The organism is Saprospiraceae bacterium, from assembly GCA_016716185.1.
Taxonomy (GTDB): domain Bacteria; phylum Bacteroidota; class Bacteroidia; order Chitinophagales; family Saprospiraceae; genus Vicinibacter.
In genome coordinates this window covers 1778587-1798980 of sequence record JADJWV010000002.1, presented here as the reverse complement: position 1 = coordinate 1798980, position 20394 = coordinate 1778587, and the positions used below count along the sequence as shown (strand labels likewise).

The window sequence follows — 20394 nt, the reverse complement described above, 5'->3', positions numbered from 1 at the left end:
CCCGCAATATTAAATGGCAAAACCTTATCAAAATAGAAATACGAGCTCAGACAAAAGCACTTCGCTTGGAGATTTCGCACTTTCGGCAATTATTTTATTACTTTTTATATGGGTTCTTATTTGTCTTGCATTCAGACTTCCTTTCGTACAGAATGCACTTAAAAACCAATTGATATCATGGGTTAATAAAAATTTCGATCAGGATATTCAGGTCGATCAGATGTCTTTTGACCTCGCTGCAGGGATCGAATTTAAATTACTCATCAGAGATCACCATCAGGATACATTAATTTTCGCTGACCGCTTTGGAGTTAGATCCGACCGTTTATTGGGTTTGGTTTTTCAACCCGAACTTTTGCTTCAAAAAATTACTGGCGACCGGGTTTATTTAAATATAAAAACCTATACAGAAGAGGAGGAAAGTAATCTTCAGGTTTTTGTCAAAAAGTTTAAAAAAGGGCCTGCTTCTGAACAAAGTTTCAAGCTGATGCTGCAGACCATGACGTTGACAAATCTTCGAGCTTCTGTTTCGGATGTTCATATGGATCTTAACCTGAATTTGGATAAACTCTATATGCGAATGGATTCTATCGATCTCGGTTCCGAGTATTTTCACTTCCGTTCGTTAGTACTTGACCGGCCAATCGCCAATATTTTCATTAAACAAACTCACAAAGGGGATAAACCTTATTCTTCAGACACCGCCGACGCATTTGATGAGTTGAACTGTAAACTGGGACCTGCCTTGTTTTTTAGTTTTGTAAACTGCAATCATGGAAGTATTTCTTACTCCGATACATCGAGAAATCGTCTGAATCATTTTTCAGAAATTAATTTTTCGGCAACCTATACTTATTTTTCTCAGGACCTTTTGAGAACTGAATTTTTAACATTAAATGCAAATGGCGATAGGGGCTTTAAAATTAAAGATTTACATGTTGCTGGATTTAATTATAATCCATATGAAGTTTCAGTAGAAAAATTTCAATTAAAAACCGATCATTCCAAGGTTTCCATTCAGGGTAAACTTCAGGCAGGATCCACGACGCTCAAAGAAACAGACCTGTCTGATTGGATCACAACCTTCAGGATTGAAAACACTTCTGTGAGTCCATTGGATTTGGCATATTTTCCTTCCACTGAAAAATTACTTACAAAATTCAATTTTCAGGAAGATGTTCCTTTGAACTTGACTGCCCAGATTGTTGGCACTCCGAAAAGTTTGTCGTTTAAAGAAGTGCATTTAAATTATGGAAAAGTGTTTTCAGTCCTTGGGATGGGCCAGGTCCGAAATATACTTTCCGGAACAGATGCCCTCATCAATTTTAAATTTAAATCATCACAACTGAATTCAGACTTTCTTTACAGAGTTTTAAATAATCCAAGTATCCCGGCAAGTTATAAAAAACTCGGCAACATTCGTTTTGCGGGAAACTTCGATGGTTTTATTTCAGATTTTGTAGCTTTCGGAAAGTTTGATACCGACCTGGGATCCATTCGTTCTGATATCAAAGTTGCCTTAAAAAAAGATATTTCAAAAGCCCTGTACAGTGGCTCTGTTACCACGACCCAATTTAATCTGGGACAACTTCTCGACATTCCCCAATTAGGCAACATCCATGTGGAAGCGGGAATAACTGAGGGCAAAGGCTTGACGAAAGAATCTATCGATGCCACTTTCACAGCTCATGTGAAGTCTGTAGAATTTAATAAACGACAAGTGAAAGAATTGAAGTTTAATGGAACTTTGAAGAATGATCATCTCAAAGGCCAACTTCAGGTCGACGACGATAGATTGATGGGCTCGCTAAATGGAGAATTGAAATTTAATGAAAACGAGTGGACGGCACAAATAAAATCGAATATAAAGAATATTCAATTGGGTTTATTTAATGAAAAATTCAGCAAGATTCAATTAAGTGGAAATTTTATTGCAGATTTAAAGCAACAGCGGCATAAAGAAACTGTTGGCACAATTAAAGGTGATCAAATTGTATATTCGGACAGTTCCGATATCGTTAGAATTGGCAATTTAAGCATTGAACAACACTTTCAGCAAAGCTTACGCACCCTGCGACTGGAATCCAATCTTTTATCTGCTCAGGTCATTGGTTTTTTTGACATTGCAACCATTGGCAATGATATTCTGGGTTTCCTTGATAAAAAGCACAAACATTTTATCAGTAATTTTTATAAATCTGCAACTTCAGCCTCCAGGGATATTGTATGTAATGCCAATCTGTATATCAAAGAAGGCCATGAATTAAATAAAATATTAAAACTGCCATTTATAGCTCATCTGCTTGACTTTGATCTGGTCATTGACAGTAAGAAGGATTTATTTGAAATTAAGTCAAACCGATTTGATTTGATTTATAAAAACTACATGCTTGATAAAATGAGCTTTTCCATCCGAAGTACAGAGATGCTTAAATTTTTGTGGACGTTTGATTATTTAAAAGAAAAAAATAAAAACAGGACAGGAAATGGCAAAGTTTTGGTTCAATTAGGTAACGGGGATGGAAATTTACATCTTCAACTTTTCGACCAGTCTAATAAATATATTCTGACAAACCTGTTATCCAATATTCAATTTTCAAATGAACATTTCAGTCTTAATCTGCAAAACCAAAATCTCTATTTCAATGATCGAAAATGGAGCGTTCATGTAAAAAATTTGTTGCAATTCAAAAAAGAACATTTAAGTATTCAAAATCTGGAGTTAACAGATTCAGTTCGGTTTATAGGAATACGAGATTTTGACAACAAAGGTCTCGTTCTGAATACAGACGGATTTTCACTTGATTTTGTCAATCAGCTTTTAAAAAGCCAAACCGTCCACTTTGAAGGAATCTTTTCCAGTACGATCAATATTCCTGATTTAAAAAATCTGAAATTTGCAAATGGTGAAATCAACATTGTCGATTTTAAATTAAATAAAAGTCATTTCGGTCCATTGAAAATTCAATTTGACGTTCCCGATGAAGCGGAACCCTGGAATATTAATTTGACGAGCAAATTTCGTGATCAACATCTCTTAGGAAGGGGTAATCTTAACATTCCGCTTTCAAAAAATTATACTCATGAGCCCTTTGATTTTGATGTTTTATTTGATCTAAAACAATTTCCTATGAGTTTCCTCGAGAACTTTATTGAATCGATTTCAAATTCGACAGGAGGAGGAGACGGGATCATTCGTTTTTATTCTGAGAAAAACAAACTGAATCTCGAAGGAAAAATAAACATCACCCAGGCCAGTTCAATGATAACTTACCTGGGAGTTCCTGTACAAATTTTCAATCAAACCATTACACTTCATAAAAAATCCATTGAATTCAACCAAACGCAGATGAAAGATAAGCTGGGTAATCCGCTTACCGTCAATGGTTTTGTTTACCATACGAATCTAAAAGATTGGGGCATGGATATCAGGGTGCGATCTGATAAAGCCTTGGTTCTGGAAACCGATAAATCTAATAAAGAAGATTATTACGGATACGGCATCGGAAATGTGGATGCACAGTTTACAGGGCCTGTTTCACAACTTCAAATGGATGTAAATTTGATTTCAACAAAAGGAACTAAATTGTTCCTCCCAATGACCATCAGCAACGAAACCGAACGAGCAGAGTTTGTAAAATTTGTAGACCGCACAAAACAGAATGTATCCGTTCCAAAAAATAGCGTGAGCATTCCGAGTCTTACCGGCCTGAATGTAAATATGCAACTTACTTTGACTGATGACGCTGAAGTATCTGTTATTTTCGACGAACAAACCGGTGACATATTAAAAGGGAAAGGTCGCGGGAACTTGCAAATCAAATCACTCCGGAATGGATTATTCACGGTTAATGGCGATTTTGAGGTGGAGCAGGGGCAGTATCTTTTTACTTTATACAATTTTGTAAATAAACCCTTTACACTGACTCGCGGAGGAACGGCCGTTTGGACAGGTGATCCCCTCAATGCAAATATCAATATAGAAGCGGTTTACGAAGGATTACAAGCCGCTCCTTATTTGTTGCTGCAAGAGTACCTTGGGGAAAATCAGGATCTTATCGAGGAAGCCAAGAGAAGAACTGCAGTTAAATTAAAAATGCTGCTCACAGGCAGCCTGCTCAAGCCAACAATTACATTTGACCTGGAGTTGCCCGACTTGACAGGCAGCCTGAAAAATTACGCTGAAAATAAAATTGGGTATTTAAAATTGAATCAAGACCAATTTAATCAACAAATTTTCGGCCTTTTAGTGCTGGGATCTTTTCTCAACAATACGAATCCGTGGGAAGGCGGATTGGTCGGAAATCTGGGAACAACTACAATCAATACGATGAGTGAAATGCTGAGTAACCAGTTTTCATTGTTTGTTACGAATTTACTGAATAATGCTTTTGATGATGTAAATTTCATCAGTGGTATTGACTTTAACATTGGTTATGATATCGACAATACAAATGTAGGTGGCACCAATCTCAATGAGACAGAAGTAGTCTTCAGTCTGAAACACAGGTTGTGGAACGACCAGTGGATCATTACACTTGGTGGAAATTACAAATCCAACTCACAGTTGTTAGGAAATTCATATTTTAATCCCGAGAGTGTAATCGAATGGAATACTCCCGTACAAGGATTAAAAATGCGTGTTTACTACAGAGGCGACGAATCTATCGAGGGTATTAAACATAAAATTGGAGCTGGTGTAAGCATCCGGAAAGAATTTGATAGAATTTTTTCCGGAAATTCTAAGACCACAAAGTAAATATTAATCCTTCAACAGACTCCAATGGCGACACAAACTTACCTGCAGGCACTTGAATACGATAAGATCATCGGGCTTGTCGCTAATTATCTCCAATTCGAAGAAAGTGCAGCTCATTTATTCAGGCAAAAACCAAACAACGATTACGAAGTCATCCTGAATCAACTAAAGCTGTGCGATCAAATCATTGAAAGCTCGCTGTACCAGTTCTTGAATTTAAAAGGCATCTTTGAAATCCGGGATCTGGTTCCGGTAATCTTGCTGGAAAGCAGCCAACTCGATATAAATGATTTGATAAACATTAAAAATATCATTGAAAACTCCGCAGAAATTCATGGGTTCTATCGCGATAAGAAATCTGGATTAAAGTCTGAACTGGGGAATTACTTATCTGCGTTTCATGGTTTTGAGGATCTCTGCAAAAGCTTTCTTCGCGTATTTGATTCCGATAATCAGGTTCGCGATCAGGCTTCCGAAGAACTGTCGAGGATCAGAATGGCCATCAAACAATTGGAACAGGTTGTTTACCGGCAATTTAAAAAAGAACTGGAAACCTATAAAAAGATGGGCGTCCTTGCAGAAGGTGAAGAATCCGTTTACCATGGAAGATATGTACTGCGTATTTCCGCTGAACAGAAAAGAAAAGTAAAGGGATTGATAACGGGGGAATCGGATAGTGGGAAAACCATCTTTATTGAACCACAGGCCTGTGTAGAGCTCCACAATGAAATGATTGAACTCGAATTAGCGCATACCCGCGAGTTGCAAAAGATTTTAAAGGAGCTTACCCGCATGTGCAGAAGCCAGGTGGATGAATTGGTCACCGCCTATGACCAGTTGTTATCATTAGATATTTTGTTAGCAAAATCCAGACTGTCAAAATCGCTTAACGGCGTACTTCCAGTATTAGCAAAAAATCCGGTTTTAAAAATTATTGCAGGCAAACATCCCTTATTGCTGCTCCGATTTAAAGAAACAGGATCGACATTGGTGCCACTCAATTTGTCTCTGGACGAAAATCAACATATACTCGTAATCTCTGGACCCAATGCAGGAGGAAAAACCATTGTGCTCAAAACAGTGGGTTTATTTCAGTTGATGTTGCGTTCCGGAATTTTGATCCCTGTGCACCCATCTAGTGAGTTTGGTATTTTTCATCACATCCTCGTCGATATTGGCGACAATCAATCTTTAGAGAATGATTTGAGTACCTATTCTGCGAAATTGTCTTTCATGCGCAAATTGTTGCTCAAAGCGAATCCGGAAACTCTGGTACTCATCGATGAATTCGGAAGCGGAACGGAACCTGTTATTGGTGGCGCATTGGCTGAAGTTATTCTCGAAGAAACCCTGAAGAGAAAAAGCTTTGGGATCATTACCACACATTACAGCAACATCAAAGGAATGGCCCATGACAAAAAAGGACTGGTTAACGGATCTATGTTATTTGACCTGGATGAAAAGAAACCAAAATTTGAATTGATTCAAGGCATACCCGGGAGCTCGTTTGCACTTGAAATGGCGGAAAATATGAAATTGCCTGGAGCCATCATTAAAAGAGCTAAAGCAAAAGCACAAAAAGGAGTTGTCAATTTGGAATCGCTGATTTCCAACTTAAAAATGGAAAAGCAAGCCCTGACCATGAAGAACGAAGTGTTGGAATCCAGAATTCAGTCCTTAAATAAGCTGATCAAAGCTTATGAACAAATGCAAAAACAAAATGACCTGAAGCGCCTAAAATTAAAACTCGATAGCAAACAACTGGAATTGGATGTTTTAGCCGACAGGAATGAGAAAGCCAACACACTTTTAAAAGAAATTCAGGAGAAGCTCGATATTATAGAGGCTAAAAAACTGGCAGAACAAACACAGTTAAAATTACAAAAAGCCAATGATGAATGGAAAGAAATCAACCAAGATCATAAGCAGTTAATTCGCGAAAAATATGAATCGGCATCTATTCGAATTGGCGATCAGGTCATGTTGTTAAGCAATAATCTCGTTGGCACTGTGGCCCAAATTAAGCAGAATAACGCAGAGATCATTACAGATAAATTCACTATTCATGTCGATATGGCAGATATCGTTCCGGTAAAAAAATCGAATGGACTGACCATTAAATCAAAACCTGATCTCGATATTCTTCAAAAGGCGAGCACTGTAAAGGGATTACTCGATATTCGGGGATCAACTCCTGACGATGCGGTGAGAGCTCTGGAAGAATATCTGGATGTTGCGATTGTTTCAAATTTGAAAGAAGCAAGAATACTACATGGTAAAGGATCAGGAATGCTGCGCAGAACCATCATCCAGGCTGTTCGGAAAAATAAATTCATAAAAAATTATCGCCATCCCGAAGAACAGGATGGAGGGCTCGGTGTAACGATCATAGAATTTACACAATAGGATAGCGTGCCAGAGCATTTATGCCCAGATCAGAGAAGGCTCCTCGTTTATATTTCGAATAGCCCAAATGTGCAATCATTCCGGCATTGTCTGTGCAATAAGCTATTGAAGGAAGGTATAATTTCCATTCATGTTTCGTGCATAAGTCTTGCAATTCAGACCGAAGTCCGGAATTGGCACTTACTCCTCCAGCGATTCCTATACTTTTTACCTTTAAATCAATTGCAGCTTTCTTTAGTTTATTCAGAAGCATCCCTATAATGACCTTCTGGACAGAAGCACATAAGTCTTCTAAATTGGAATTGATAAATTCCGGATCCTGTTTCAATTGGTTTTGCAAAAAATACAAAACGGCAGTCTTTAATCCACTAAAACTATATTGGTAGTCCGGCATTTGAGCCGGGGGAAATGAAAAAACAGCTTGACCCTTTTTTGCAAGTTTGTCCATTTCAGGGCCAGCAGGATAGGGGAGTCCCAGGAGCTTTCCAGTTTTATCAAAGGCTTCTCCTGCAGCATCATCAACCGTTTGTCCGATAAGTCTGATTTCATGATCCTCGCTGATGTGCAGCAATTGCGTATGCCCTCCACTAACAGTCAGGCATAATAAAGGGAATACCGGCTGCTGCTCAATAAATAAAGAATAGGCATGAGCCTGAAGGTGGTTCACTTCAATAAGCGGGATGTCTAAACTCAAACAAATTGATTTCGCGAAGGTTAAACCCACCATCAAGGAGCCGAGTAAGCCGGGTCCTCTGGTCACTGCAACGGCACTGAGCTCACCGGGTTCTATCCCGGCTTTTTCGAGGGCCATTTCATAGAGATCAACAATGGATTCCAGGTGAAATCGCGATGCATACTCGGGTACCACACCGCCGTATTTCTGATGGATCCATTGGCTTGAAATTAAATTCACGAGCACGCTGCCATCCTGAACTATGGCAACCGAAGTGTCGTCGCAGGAAGTTTCAATCCCAAGAATCGTGATTTTGGATACAGCGTTCATTCATGTGCTATTGCCGCAAAATTACTAATTTTACGGCGGATGACTAGAATGGCAGGAATTACAGAGTGGGCAAATCTTCGCGATAAACAGGGGAATAAGATTGTCATCAATTCTGATTTTTATTTCCGGTTGAATGGCGATACCTCTAATCAGGAGAAGATTTTAAATACTGGTGCAAATGGAATTGCTGTAGTTAGGACCCTGCAAAAAATTCCCTATCAGCTGGTTTTTATTTTGCGACCCCAGGACCTTTCAGACGGATTTCAGGAATCTCAAATCAAACACCTTGCAGAATACCTTCCGGAAATTATAGAGCGTCTTCCAGATACAGTTGCTCCGCAGTTGTGCCTTTTTGTTTTATCCAACAAGCTCATGGTCTATCTGACCCGATTCAATGAGTTGCAGTGGGTTCGTTTGCATAGTTTTGAAACCACCGATGATATCCTGTACCATGCACTTTCTGCGCTTAAACATGCAGAGCAGGATAAAAACCTGGTGCAATTGATGCTCACCGGAGAAATCACCTCGGATTCAGCCGTCTATCTGCATCTATGCCGGTACTTTTCGCAGATTAAATGCTGTCCAATATCTCTTTCCGATTTGTAAGATGAGAATTACAGGTGGCTTATTTAAAGGAAGGGTTTTTTCACCGCCTGCTTCAAAATGGCCAACCCGGCCCACAACAGACATAGCAAGGGAAGCCTTATTTAATATTTTAGCCAATGTATTGGACTTTGAAGAAATCAAAGCCTTGGATTTATTTGGTGGGAGCGGAGCTCATACCTATGAACTGCTTTCCAGGGGTTGTACCGATGTTGTCTATGTCGATCATTTTAAGCCATGTCATGTATTCACCCGAAAAATGCTCTTGAGCTTCCAGTCGCAAGAGTATGTAAGACTGTTTGTAATGGATTATCTTGATTTTATCAATCAAACAAAGGACCATTTTGATTATATTTTTGCAGGTCCTCCATATCCCTTAAAAGCCATTCCAGAGATCCCTGATCATATTTTTAGTAAAAATTTATTGAATCCAAATGGCATACTGGTTTTGGAGCACAATCCCGACCATTGTTTTGAGGCGCACTCAATGTATTGGAAATCAAAAAATTATGGTCAAACCTTTTTCAGTTTTTTTAAGGGATAGTTTTGTATTTTTGCAGCTTGAATGAATCCACTCACATATTCTTTTCAACAAGCCTTTCAGGAATTATTTGATATTACAGTTGATGCAAGTGAACTGCACATTCAGGCGTGCAGCTCTGAACATGACAAAGATTACACACTGATTTTATTTCCCTGGGTTAAAAAACTCAATAAAACACCCGAAGAAATTGCCAGTTTACTGGGTGCTAAATTACTTGCTCAGAACAGTATTTCAGGATATCAATTGGTCAAAGCATTCTTCAATTTTGACGTACCCAATGATTATTGGTTTAATCTTTTAAAAAGTACAGCCGGAGCGCAAGGTCATTTACCAGAAGATCCGGAACACCCATCGAAGAAGGAGAAAATTCTTATAGAATACTGCAGTCCGAATACTAACAAACCACTGCATCTTGGTCATATCCGGAATATCCTGCTGGGTTGGTCGGTCAATAAAATCCTTAAAGCCATAGGAAATGAGGTGGAGACTACTCAAGTTATCAACGACAGAGGGGTAGCCATTTGTAAGAGTATGCTTGCCTGGAAACTATGGAGTGGTGGTGAGACCCCAGAATCCAGTGGAATAAAGTCGGATCACTTTGTTGGAAGGTATTATGTCCTGTTTGAAACTAAATTTCAGGAAGAATACAACAACTGGCTTCAGTCGCAGTCAGCCCATGACATTTACGAGATAAAATTTCCGGGTACAGACGCAAAAGAATTTAAATCCAAATTTAAAAACGAATATTTTAACACCATCAGTCCCCTTGGCGAAGAGATACGTAAAATGCTGCTGGCCTGGGAGTCCAACGATCCCGAAACTCTTTCCCTCTGGAAACAAATGAATCAATGGGTTTATACGGGATTTGATCATACATATAAACGATTGCAAGTTTCGTTTGATTATACCTACTACGAATCGCAAACATATATTCTGGGAAAAGACATCATTCAGCATGGTCTGGAAAAAGGAACATTTTATAAGGAGTCAGATGGATCAACCTGGGTTGATCTGGAGTCTCGCGGGTTGGATAAAAAGATCCTGATGCGCATGGATGGTACCAGTGTTTACATTACTCAGGATCTGGGCACTGCCTCCCAACGACATGAAAGACATCAGGCCAACAAGTATATCTATGTGGTAGGCGACGAACAGGATTACCATTTCAAAGTACTGTTTGAAACCCTCAGGTTACTGGGTTTGGATTTTGCAGAGCATTTGTATCATTTGTCCTACGGCATGGTCGATCTTCCTGAAGGCAAAATGAAATCAAGAGAAGGAAATGTAGTGGATGCTGACGATCTGATCGAAAAAGTTATTGAAGAAGCGCGCTCCGGTGCCGAAGAAAGAGGTGAAATTGCCGTGTTGTCTGCAACAGAACAAGAATCAATTTTTAACAAGATTGGTTTGGCTGCCTTGAAATATTTCATATTGAAGGTACACCCCAGGAAAAGAATGTTATTTGATCCAAAGGAGGCCGTCGACATGCAGGGACATACAGGCCCTTACATAGTCAATGCATACGTCAGAATTCAGTCAATTCTCAGAAAGCAAACGGAATTGAAATCATTTGAGGAAAATGCAATTGAGTTAAATAGAAATGAAAGAACACTCATTCGGATGGTGGCTGAATACGGAAATGTGATGCGGACATCCGCAAAAGATCTGGATCCTTCACATCTGGCAAACTATCTTTATCAACTTGCAAAAGAATTTCACAGGTATTACCACGATTATAGTATTCTCAATGCCGATACGGAGGATCTAAAATTCTTCAGAATGTTTTTGAGTAAACATGTTTCGGAAATCTTAAAACAGGGTATGGACTGTCTTGGAATTGAAATGCCAGACAGAATGTAAAATAAAATCAATGGAAGAAAGTAAAAAGGCTTTGAATTTTATTGAAGAGATCATTGAAGAAGACATTCGCAATGGAAAACATGGTGGCAGAGTGCACACCCGGTTTCCGCCCGAGCCCAATGGCTATTTACACATTGGACACGCAAAAGCGATTTGTCTGAATTTTGGTCTGGCATTGAAATACAAAGGAAAAACCAATCTTCGTTTTGACGATACCAATCCTGTAACTGAAGAAACAGAATACGTGGAGTCCATAAAGAACGATATCCGCTGGCTGGGATTTGATTGGGAAGATCGCGAATATTATGCTTCCGATTATTTTGACCAACTCTTTCAATTTGCTGTGGTCCTTATCGAAAAAGGATTGGCTTACGTGGATGATAGCAGCTCAGATGAAATCGCTGGAATGAAGAAATCGCCAACTGAAGCCGGAATTGCCAGTCCATACAGGGAAAGAAGCATCTCCGAAAATCTTGATTTATTTTCGAGAATGAAAGCAGGGGAGTTTGCGGAAGGGAGCAAAGTGCTGCGTGCTAAAATCGATATGGCCTCTCCTAACATGCATTTAAGGGATCCCATACTTTACAGAATACTTTATAAAGCCCATCACCGCACTGGAAACAGCTGGTGTATCTATCCGATGTACGATTTTGCGCATGGACAATCTGATTCAATAGAAGGTATTACGCACTCGATCTGTACACTAGAATTCGAAAATCACAAACCTCTTTACAACTGGTTTATAAAAGAATTGGGAATATTTCCTTCGCAGCAGTACGAATTTGCAAGATTAAACCTGAGTTTCACAGTAATGTCTAAAAGAAAATTGCTGCGCCTGGTTAATGAAGGCTTTGTGAGTGGTTGGGATGATCCGAGAATGCCTACCATAAGTGGCTTCAGACGAAAAGGCTATACTCCTGAATCCTTGCGAAAATTTGCAACGATGGTAGGCGTCGCAAAACGCGATAATATCATTGATCTTTCTTTGCTTGAGTTTGCTCTGAGAGAAGACCTCAACAAAAAAGCAACCCGGGTTATGGCCATCACACGCCCATTACTCATCAATTTGACCAATTATCCGGATCAAAACGAAGAATTGGATATTGAAAACAACCCGGAAATGCCTGAAACTGGTAAAAGGAAGGTAGTTTTTGGCAAAAAACTTTACATAGAGCAGGATGATTTTATGGAAAATGCACCCTCCAATTATTTTAGATTGACTCGGGGTGGATTGGTTCGATTAAAAGGTGCATACATCATTCGTTGTGACGAAGTCGTTAAAAATTCTTCGGAAGAAATCATATCTTTAAATTGTAGTTATATTCCTGAAAGCAAGAGTGGAAATGACCAATCTGGCTTAAAAGTAAAATCCACTATACATTGGGTAGAAGCACAAACGGCTGTTGATGCCGAACTTCGATTTTACGACAAACTATTTACGCTGGAAGATCCCAATGAAGCTGAGGATTTTACACAGGTACTCAATAAGGATTCATTAACCATCATGCAGCAGTGTAAGCTTGAAGCAGCTTTGATCCATGCCAGCCCGCAAGCTCACTATCAGTTTGTCAGAGTTGGTTATTTTGTATTGGATAAGGAGAGTTCTTTGGAACATTTGGTATTCAACAGAAGCGTTGGGTTAAAAGACTCCTGGGCTAAAATTAAAGACAAATAAGCATACAGCTATGCCTTCAAAATATAAAATATTATTGTCTGAACTTCAGCTGAATTTGGTCATCGAACGATTATGTCATCAATTGATTGAACACCATGCCCCATTTGAAAATTGCTGTATTATTGGAATTCAACATAAAGGGGCCCTTCTTGCCGAGCGAATTTGCAGCAAACTGGAACAACTCCAGGCTGAATACAAACTGCCCTTAGGAAAAATGGATATTACGTTTTCCCGCGATGATTTTAAAACTTCCAAAAAATTACCCTCAGCGCATCCGACTCAAATCAATTTTTTAATCGAAAATAAAAAAGTCATTCTGGTCGATGATGTTTTGTACACAGGAAGAACCATTCAAGCTGCCTTAATGGAATTGCAAAATTACGGGAGACCGGAAAAAGTTGAATTGCTTGTGCTCATAGATCGGAGATTTAACAGGCAATTGCCCATACAGGCCGATTATTACGGTTCGCGAATTGATGCAGTTAATCAATCCTATGTAAAAGTGGATCTTAAAGAGGAAGGGGGTGACGATCAGGTATTATTTTTTGATGTAGCTAAAACTAAAGAGCCCAATGTCAGAGCCTAAACTAAGTGTACAACATCTGGTCGGGATTAAAGAATTGCGCACTGAAGATCTACGCATCATACTGGATGTAGCCAAACAATTTAAGGAAGTTTTGCAAAGGCCCATTAAAAAAGTTCCTTCTTTAAGGGATATTACCATTGCCAATCTTTTTTTCGAAAATTCAACAAGGACCCGCATGTCCTTTGAGTTGGCCGAAAAACGATTGTCTGCAGATGTAATCAATTTTTCTGCCAGTGGTTCTTCCGTCTCAAAAGGTGAAACCTTATTGGATACGGTTCAGAACATACTTGCCATGAAAGTGGATATGGTCGTAGTGCGGCATCCCAAAGTTGGGGCGGCCAGGTTTTTGTCGGAAAGAGTTGGTGCGACGGTAATTAATGCCGGGGATGGAACTCACGAACATCCAACCCAAGCCTTACTCGACGCTTTTTCAATAGAAGAAACCATGGGTCGCATCAAAGGAGTTAAAGTGGCGTTGGTTGGCGACATTCTGCACAGCAGAGTTGCTTTAAGCAATATCTTATGCCTGAAAAAAATGGGTGCACATATCAAAGTATGCGGACCACCTACGATCATACCCAAATATATATCCAGCCTGGGCGTCGAAGTCGAATACACCTTAGAAAATATTTTAAAATGGGCCGATGTTATAAATGTACTGCGAATTCAAACCGAGCGCATGGAGCTGCAATACTTCCCGAGTGTGAGAGAATATTCTCAATTTTTTGGAATCAATAAAGATAAACTGGATCGCAATGGACGTAATCTTATCATTATGCATCCGGGTCCTATTAACAGGGGAGTGGAGTTAAATTCTGATGCTGCTGATTCCAAATATTCCATAATCCTGGATCAGGTTGAAAATGGCGTAGCCGTGAGAATGGCAGTATTGTATTTGCTAGCAAATTCAAAAAACAAGAGCGATGCCTGATGGGAGCAAACTACATCCTGCATTTACCTAAATGGTTTCCCAACAAAACGGATAATCTCGAAGGAATTTTTACCGAAAGACATATTCGCTGTACTCAAAATTATCAAAAAAACCTGGTCCTTTATTTAAAATCCACCGAATTGCGGCAGTCAAATCAATGGCATGAAACGGAGTGGACGGTAGAGGATGGTTTGGAAATTTTACGTGTATATTATCGAAAGCGATGTTCATCAATCGGATGGATGGATAAGGTTTATAAATTCTTATTATTTTTTTATCTTACGCGGGTATGCCTCAATCACATTTTTAAAAAATATGGCAAACCGGATTTGATTGTAGTGCATGTTTTACTCCGTCATGCAATTGTAGCTTACTTCCTTAAATTATTCCACAAAATTCCATATATCGTCATTGAACACAGTACTTTTTACTTGCAATCTGAATTTTCAGCATTGGAAAAACTCAAAAACCGGATTCGCTCCATTGTCGTTCAAAAGGCTGATGTCCTGATTGGAGTTTCCAAACAATTGTTAGCTGCCATGAAAAAATTGGGCATAGGCAATGCTGATTCTATACAAGTGTACAACTCAGTGAATACCAAAATTTTTAATCCGGCTTCCCAAAAGGATCATGCCGATTTTGTTTTCCTGCATGTTTCTGAATTTAACAATGACCATAAAAACATCACAGGAATTCTGGAGGCCATGGCTATGGCTGTAAATACCAGACCGGAATTGCAATTGCATCTGGTTGGTTATGGCAAAGACCAGGAACTTATTCTAGGAAAGATAAATGAATTGGGTCTTACTCAAAACGTCCGGTATCTTGGAAAACTGGAGACTCGTGAACTTGCCGGAGTTTTTCAACAGGCCGATGCTTTTGTACTTTTCAGTAATAAGGAAAATATGCCGTGTGTCCTGGCTGAAAGTTTATGTTGCGGAACACCGGTAATAGCAAGCAGGGTAGGAGGCATTTCTGAAATAATCAGCCGGTCCAATGGATGTCTTGTTGAAAAAGGCGATATACCAGCCCTGACCGCGGCAATGCTAAAGCTTGCCACCGGATCATGCAATTTTAACCGGGCTCAAATCTCCAGCGAAGCTATGCAATTATTTAGCGAACAAAGCGTTGGAGAAAAACTGAATTCAATTTACAACCGGCTTTATCGACATTTGGTTAAATAATTGTTATTGAGCGTGTTGAACTTTTATATAATATAATACGGCTGATAATTTTGATTTTTGTTACCTAAATAAAAATGAAATACATAAATTATTTTCTGGTCTTTAGTCTCTTGATTGCTTATAGTACTTCGAATTTTGGACAAGGATATAAAATCAAAGTCCATTTTAAAAATTACGAAAACGATACCCTCTTGTTAGGTTATTATTTCGGAGATAAGCAATACATTAAAGACACTGCTTTTAAATCGAAAGAAGGTTTGTTTACTTTTGAAGGAGACACCTTGTTAGAGTCGGGAATGTATCTCGTAGTCACGAAACCAAACCATAATTACATTCAGCTCTTGATTGGTGATGAGAAACAAAAGTTTTCAATCGAGTCCGATGCAGAACAATTAAACGAAAGATTAAAATTTCATGGTTCAAAACTCAATGCTGATTTTAATGCATACATCGATTTTCTCTCAACCAAAAGAATGTTGGCCGATTCAATTTCGACACAACTTAAAAATACTAAAGATTCGGCACAACAGAACTTGTTTAGAGTAAAACTCGATGAAGTCGATAAGGCAGTTAAGGCTAAGCAAGATGAAATTCTTCGCGATCAGCCAAAGTCTTTGTTGAGCCTCGTATTGCGCTGGAGTCTCGATGTTCAGGTACCTGATTTTAGCCATATAAATCCGGAAGAACGGGATCTGTATGCTTTTCAATATTACAAATCCCATTATTTTGATTATGCGGATTTTTTAGATGAAAGGAATGTGCGACTTCCTTTATTCTTTCAAAAAATAGAGCGATACCTCGACAGGCTTACCACGCAGCATCCCGATTCCATCAATGTTGCGCTGGATTACATTCTTTCTAAAGTCAGACCGAATACCGATAATCACAAATTCCTGCTCAGTCACTTTTTGAATACTTACGCGAATTCCAAATATGTGGGAATGGATGGTGTTTATGTGCATCTTGTTGAAAATTATTATGCAAAAGGAAAAGCACCCTGGATCGATGCCGAAAATCTTGCCAAGATGAGCAAGGATGCAAAGGCACTTAAACCACTGTTGATTGACAAAATCGCACCGGATATTCTGTTATTCAGGGAAGACTCCACTCCATTCAGGTTGCACGACATTAAAAGTCCATATACCGTACTGATATTCTGGGCTCCTGATTGCGGCCATTGCAAAAAGTCATTGCCGCACATCAGCCAATTTTACCAAAAATTCAAAGATAAAGGGGTAGAAGTTGTTGCAGTTTGCACGCAGATCGGCACAGAAGCCAAAAAGGCTTGTTTTGATGCGGTGAAGGAACACCATATGGAATCGTACATAAACGCATACGATCCTATGCATGTTTCAAAATTTAAATTGATCTACGACTTGAAAACTACACCACAAATTTATATCTTAGATGCTTCAAAGAAAATATTAACAAAAAAAATAGCGGCAGAGCAATTGAACGAAATTATGGATAAGTTGTTATCGTTCAAGTAGAAATACATAGAAAAATCTGGATTTAAAAAGTTACAAGGGGAAAATTTAGATTTTTAAGTACATATTATAAAAAGTTATAATATATTTGCTGTTGGCAGTCAACTGCCAGTTTTGTAACTTTTAAACCACCGCTTATGACCTATTCTAGAACCACCCGTGGGGCTATAGCTCTGCTTTCTGTGTTTTTGACCTTTCTAAGTTGCTCAAAAACAGATGTTTTTATTCCCGAATCCTCGTCCTACCTCAATGAAAAAGATGCCGGCTTTCTCACCGATTGGGTCAGCCTGTCTCTTGAATTGAGCAACCAGTGCAATGGTTATTCCGAACCCATTACAAGCAGGGCATTGTTATATACTGCTCTCAGCATGTACGAGAGTTTGCAACCTGGCCTCAAGGGTTATGGAACCCTTCAGCTTAAACTTGCTAACTTTCAGACTACCTTGCCACAACCGGATCCAGGCCAGAAATACAATTTCCTGATTACAGCAAATCAAGCTTTATACCGGATGACCCGTGAACTGTTTAAAGCATCGGGTAGTGATAATTTGCAGAAAATTACCGCTTTAAGAGATCAGTACCTGAATTCGGAATCTATTGAACTCGATCCGGATATCATCAAAAGATCGACCGACCTTGGAAATGAAATTGGATGGAAACTCATTGCTTTTTCTGAAATTGATGGAAAAGCAGATGCTTATCTTGTCGTATACCCGGATTTTAGCATTTCTGCAGATCCGGCCGCGTGGAGGCCAACGCCCCCAGATTACTTTTCAAAGCCCATTTTACCGGATTGGGGAAGTGCTCAACTTTGTCTGGCGGACAATCTTCAAATTGCTTCGGAACTTAAAACCAAAGTTTTAAACTATTCCACCAGCGCCCAGTCAATAATTTATGCAGAGGCTTATGAAGTTTATAATTTATCGAATAATCTGGATACACATCAAAGGGATTATCTCGAGTTCTGGAATACCAAAATGGATTTTCATGCATCGCCTTTGTTGCATAATTATCTTTTGATGATGCAATTGATTGAGGAAAAAGAGATGAACCTCGAATCAGCTATGAAACTCTTTCTTCGTCTTGCCATTGCACAATACGATGCATATATCGTTTCCTGGAAAGTGAAGTACGAAACAAATTTATTGAGGCCTTCAACCTATATTAAACAGCAAATCGACCGATACTACATTCCGGAATATTCAAGCCCGGCGAGTCCTGAATTTGTTGCCGATAAAGCCATGATTTACAGTGCATGTGCAAGAATCTTCAGCGAAACCTTTGGTTACAGAACTCCATTCATGGATTATACGCAAAGCATGAGGCAGGATCTCAGAGAAAACAGAAAGTTTTTTGAATCTTTCGAGCAAATGGCCAAAGAAGCTGCTTTTTCAGATCTCTACAGTGCCTCCCAATATCGCTCAAGCATCACTACCGGATTGGATGCAGGGAATGCACTCGCTGAAAAAGTTATGAAGCTTAAACTGAACTAAAAATAAAAACCTCATATGTCCCTTAATAGCCCTTCTAAGAAGGGCTATTTTTTTTTATTTCTGGAATTAATCTCCTTTAATTTTCACAAGTTTCGCGGCACATTTCAATTGAAAATTCGTTTATATAATAGAGCTGTTAATTTGTAACTAAGAACCAAGTTGTATAATTGAATAGGAGCTAGAGAATTTAAATAATAAATTTTCCTGCAATACAGTAGATTTTTTTTGCATCATTCTGCCGTTTTCGACTATATCTTTCTAATCATTAAGTAGATATTTAAGGAATGTTTAATTCTAAAATTATACAAGATGAAAAAGTATTTATTCCTAATCATTTTTACTCTCTTCAAAATTACAGCAATCGGCCAAACTTTTACAAACTCAACTACCTTGCGCATGGAAGGAGTTGGACAAGAAAGGGTGGTTCCAGATGTTTGTATGCTATCGATTCAGATAGAGAAATTTAATTCTGAATTCAATAGGGCCGTAATCGAACTTGATAAAGCCTCAAAGGAAATTATCAGCAGTCTCATTCAGATAGGCTTTAAAAAAAACCAAATAAAATCCACTGAGTATAAAGTACTTTCTGAAAATGTGATCCGAAAAGAAAGAAAAGAAAATACAGATTATAAAGCATCTCATGGAATTCAAGTGCATTTTAAATATAATTCATCAACAGTAGAGAAATTGATTAATATGTTTAAGGATATAGAGAATGCGTACAATTTTTCATTAAATTACTATCTATCAGATTCCTTATCAGAGCTAGTCAACGACCGCTTAATTGGGATGGCCATCGCAGATTCACACAAGAAAGCTGGATTAACAGCTATCGCAACACAAAATAAGATATCAAGAGTTCGAAGTATTCATTACTCAGAAGTTTATTCACTTTATTCTTATGGATTCAGTTCTGTTTGCGGCATGCAAGTTTGGAATGATAGTCATTTACTACAAAATGGATTTGTTCCTTCTGAAATAGTCCTAACTAAAAAAGTTGAATTGATTTATGACTTGGTTGGCATATAGGATTCTTTCATAGCGGTTTTAATATGAAAAAAATAAAATTGGATTATGAAAACGATTTATTCGCTCAAATTACTAATTTTAATTCCACTAATTGGGTATTGTCAATATAATTCAGATTTATCCATCCTCAGAGTAATTTCGGAAAGCTCCTTACGCATTGATCCTGACATTGCAATCATGCAAATCAGACTAAAACATAAGAATGAAAACTATCAAGTTTTAAACAACCTATTGGAACAAAATATGGCATTATTAACAACATTCTTGCGGGACTTAAATTTCCAACCTCTGGAAACCAAGTTATTGTTGGAAGAGGAATTGTATTTTGATCTTTACCACACGGAAAGAATTTCGGATACCGTATACTTTGGCCAAAAGCAATTGGATGTTAAAATGGTTAATAATAAAAGGAACATTGATAATTTAATCAGAAAAATACGAACACTGGGAATGGATCTTAGTTTCTCATTTTCTTTCCAGCTGTCAGAAAAACTTGATAAGAAAGTAAAAGAAAAGCTAGTTTTGCTGGCTACCAAAAATGCCAAGAGACATTCAAAAATTATTGCAAAGGAATTAGGTTGCAAGGCATTGACCTTGCTGAAAGTGCATTCAAGTGATGACATACCATTGTTATCGATGAATATTGATCATCTGTGGCTCGATTACAACACTTTTGAAACACAGGGGGAAATAATTGTTTACAGTCCAGGAAGGAGATACTTAAAGACACATGTAATTATGGAATGGCAAATTCAACAACAGGATTCTTATATCAGGTGACTTTCTTAACGTACAGTCCTTTAAACTACTTTATCTAATCGGTCCGGAGGTTTC

At 38.5% G+C, this 20394-nt stretch carries 14 protein-coding genes; 13 read left to right on the top strand and 1 reads right to left on the bottom strand.

All coding sequences use genetic code 11. The features are described 5' to 3' along the window. The first annotated feature begins 13 nt into the window (after positions 1 to 13). Both IPM34_08905 and IPM34_08900 read left to right on the top strand, forming a co-directional pair. Positions 14 to 4759: a translocation/assembly module TamB domain-containing protein gene (locus tag IPM34_08905; protein MBK8955662.1), complete on the top strand. Its 4746-nt coding sequence runs from the start codon at positions 14 to 16 to the stop codon at positions 4757 to 4759. Between the two features lie 24 nt (positions 4760 to 4783). Continuing rightward, on the top strand, positions 4784 to 7165 hold the full coding sequence (locus tag IPM34_08900; protein MBK8955661.1) for a Smr/MutS family protein: 2382 nt from the start codon (positions 4784 to 4786) through the stop codon (positions 7163 to 7165). Here the strand turns inward: IPM34_08900 and tsaD are convergent. Continuing rightward, positions 7155 to 8168 carry a tRNA (adenosine(37)-N6)-threonylcarbamoyltransferase complex transferase subunit TsaD gene (gene tsaD / locus IPM34_08895; GenBank protein ID MBK8955660.1) on the bottom strand — a complete coding sequence of 338 codons (1014 nt, stop codon included), beginning with the start codon at positions 8166 to 8168 and terminating at the stop codon, positions 7155 to 7157. The two genes, IPM34_08900 and tsaD, sit on opposite strands and share 11 nt — an antisense overlap. A 39-nt stretch (positions 8169 to 8207) precedes the next feature. On the opposite strand from tsaD, the gene IPM34_08890 reads away from it, so the two are divergent. The 11 genes from IPM34_08890 to IPM34_08840 all read left to right on the top strand — a co-directional run bounded on the left by IPM34_08890 (position 8208) and on the right by IPM34_08840 (position 20340). Then, the gene (locus IPM34_08890; GenBank protein ID MBK8955659.1) at positions 8208 to 8774 is read left to right on the top strand and encodes a DUF3822 family protein; all 567 of its coding nucleotides are present in this window, start codon (positions 8208 to 8210) and stop codon (positions 8772 to 8774) included. Between the two features lies 1 nt (position 8775). Further along, complete coding sequence (locus IPM34_08885) at positions 8776 to 9315, top strand: RsmD family RNA methyltransferase (protein ID MBK8955658.1); 540 nt, start codon at positions 8776 to 8778, stop codon at positions 9313 to 9315. Between the two features lie 21 nt (positions 9316 to 9336). Beyond that, the gene (locus IPM34_08880; protein ID MBK8955657.1) at positions 9337 to 11175 is read left to right on the top strand and encodes an arginine--tRNA ligase; all 1839 of its coding nucleotides are present in this window, start codon (positions 9337 to 9339) and stop codon (positions 11173 to 11175) included. 10 nt (positions 11176 to 11185) lie between these two features. Beyond that, positions 11186 to 12850: a glutamine--tRNA ligase/YqeY domain fusion protein gene (locus IPM34_08875; GenBank protein ID MBK8955656.1), complete on the top strand. Its 1665-nt coding sequence runs from the start codon at positions 11186 to 11188 to the stop codon at positions 12848 to 12850. 10 nt (positions 12851 to 12860) lie between these two features. Beyond that, complete coding sequence (gene pyrR, locus IPM34_08870; protein MBK8955655.1) at positions 12861 to 13436, top strand: bifunctional pyr operon transcriptional regulator/uracil phosphoribosyltransferase PyrR; 576 nt, start codon at positions 12861 to 12863, stop codon at positions 13434 to 13436. Next, on the top strand, positions 13423 to 14367 hold the full coding sequence (locus IPM34_08865; GenBank protein ID MBK8955654.1) for an aspartate carbamoyltransferase catalytic subunit: 945 nt from the start codon (positions 13423 to 13425) through the stop codon (positions 14365 to 14367). Before pyrR ends, IPM34_08865 begins: the two co-directional genes overlap by 14 nt. Next, positions 14367 to 15551, top strand: a complete 1185-nt coding sequence (locus IPM34_08860; protein MBK8955653.1) for a glycosyltransferase — start codon at positions 14367 to 14369, stop codon at positions 15549 to 15551. The genes IPM34_08865 and IPM34_08860 overlap by 1 nt, the downstream gene beginning before the upstream one ends. Before the next feature lie 74 nt (positions 15552 to 15625). Further along, complete coding sequence (locus IPM34_08855) at positions 15626 to 17041, top strand: redoxin domain-containing protein (protein MBK8955652.1); 1416 nt, start codon at positions 15626 to 15628, stop codon at positions 17039 to 17041. A 134-nt stretch (positions 17042 to 17175) separates the two neighbouring features. Then, positions 17176 to 18531: a hypothetical protein gene (locus tag IPM34_08850; protein ID MBK8955651.1), complete on the top strand. Its 1356-nt coding sequence runs from the start codon at positions 17176 to 17178 to the stop codon at positions 18529 to 18531. Positions 18532 to 18840: 309 nt separating this feature from the next. Next, the gene (locus IPM34_08845) at positions 18841 to 19560 is read left to right on the top strand and encodes an SIMPL domain-containing protein (protein ID MBK8955650.1); all 720 of its coding nucleotides are present in this window, start codon (positions 18841 to 18843) and stop codon (positions 19558 to 19560) included. 45 nt (positions 19561 to 19605) lie between these two features. Next, positions 19606 to 20340 carry an SIMPL domain-containing protein gene (locus tag IPM34_08840; GenBank protein MBK8955649.1) on the top strand — a complete coding sequence of 245 codons (735 nt, stop codon included), beginning with the start codon at positions 19606 to 19608 and terminating at the stop codon, positions 20338 to 20340. Positions 20341 to 20394: the final 54 nt, after the last annotated feature.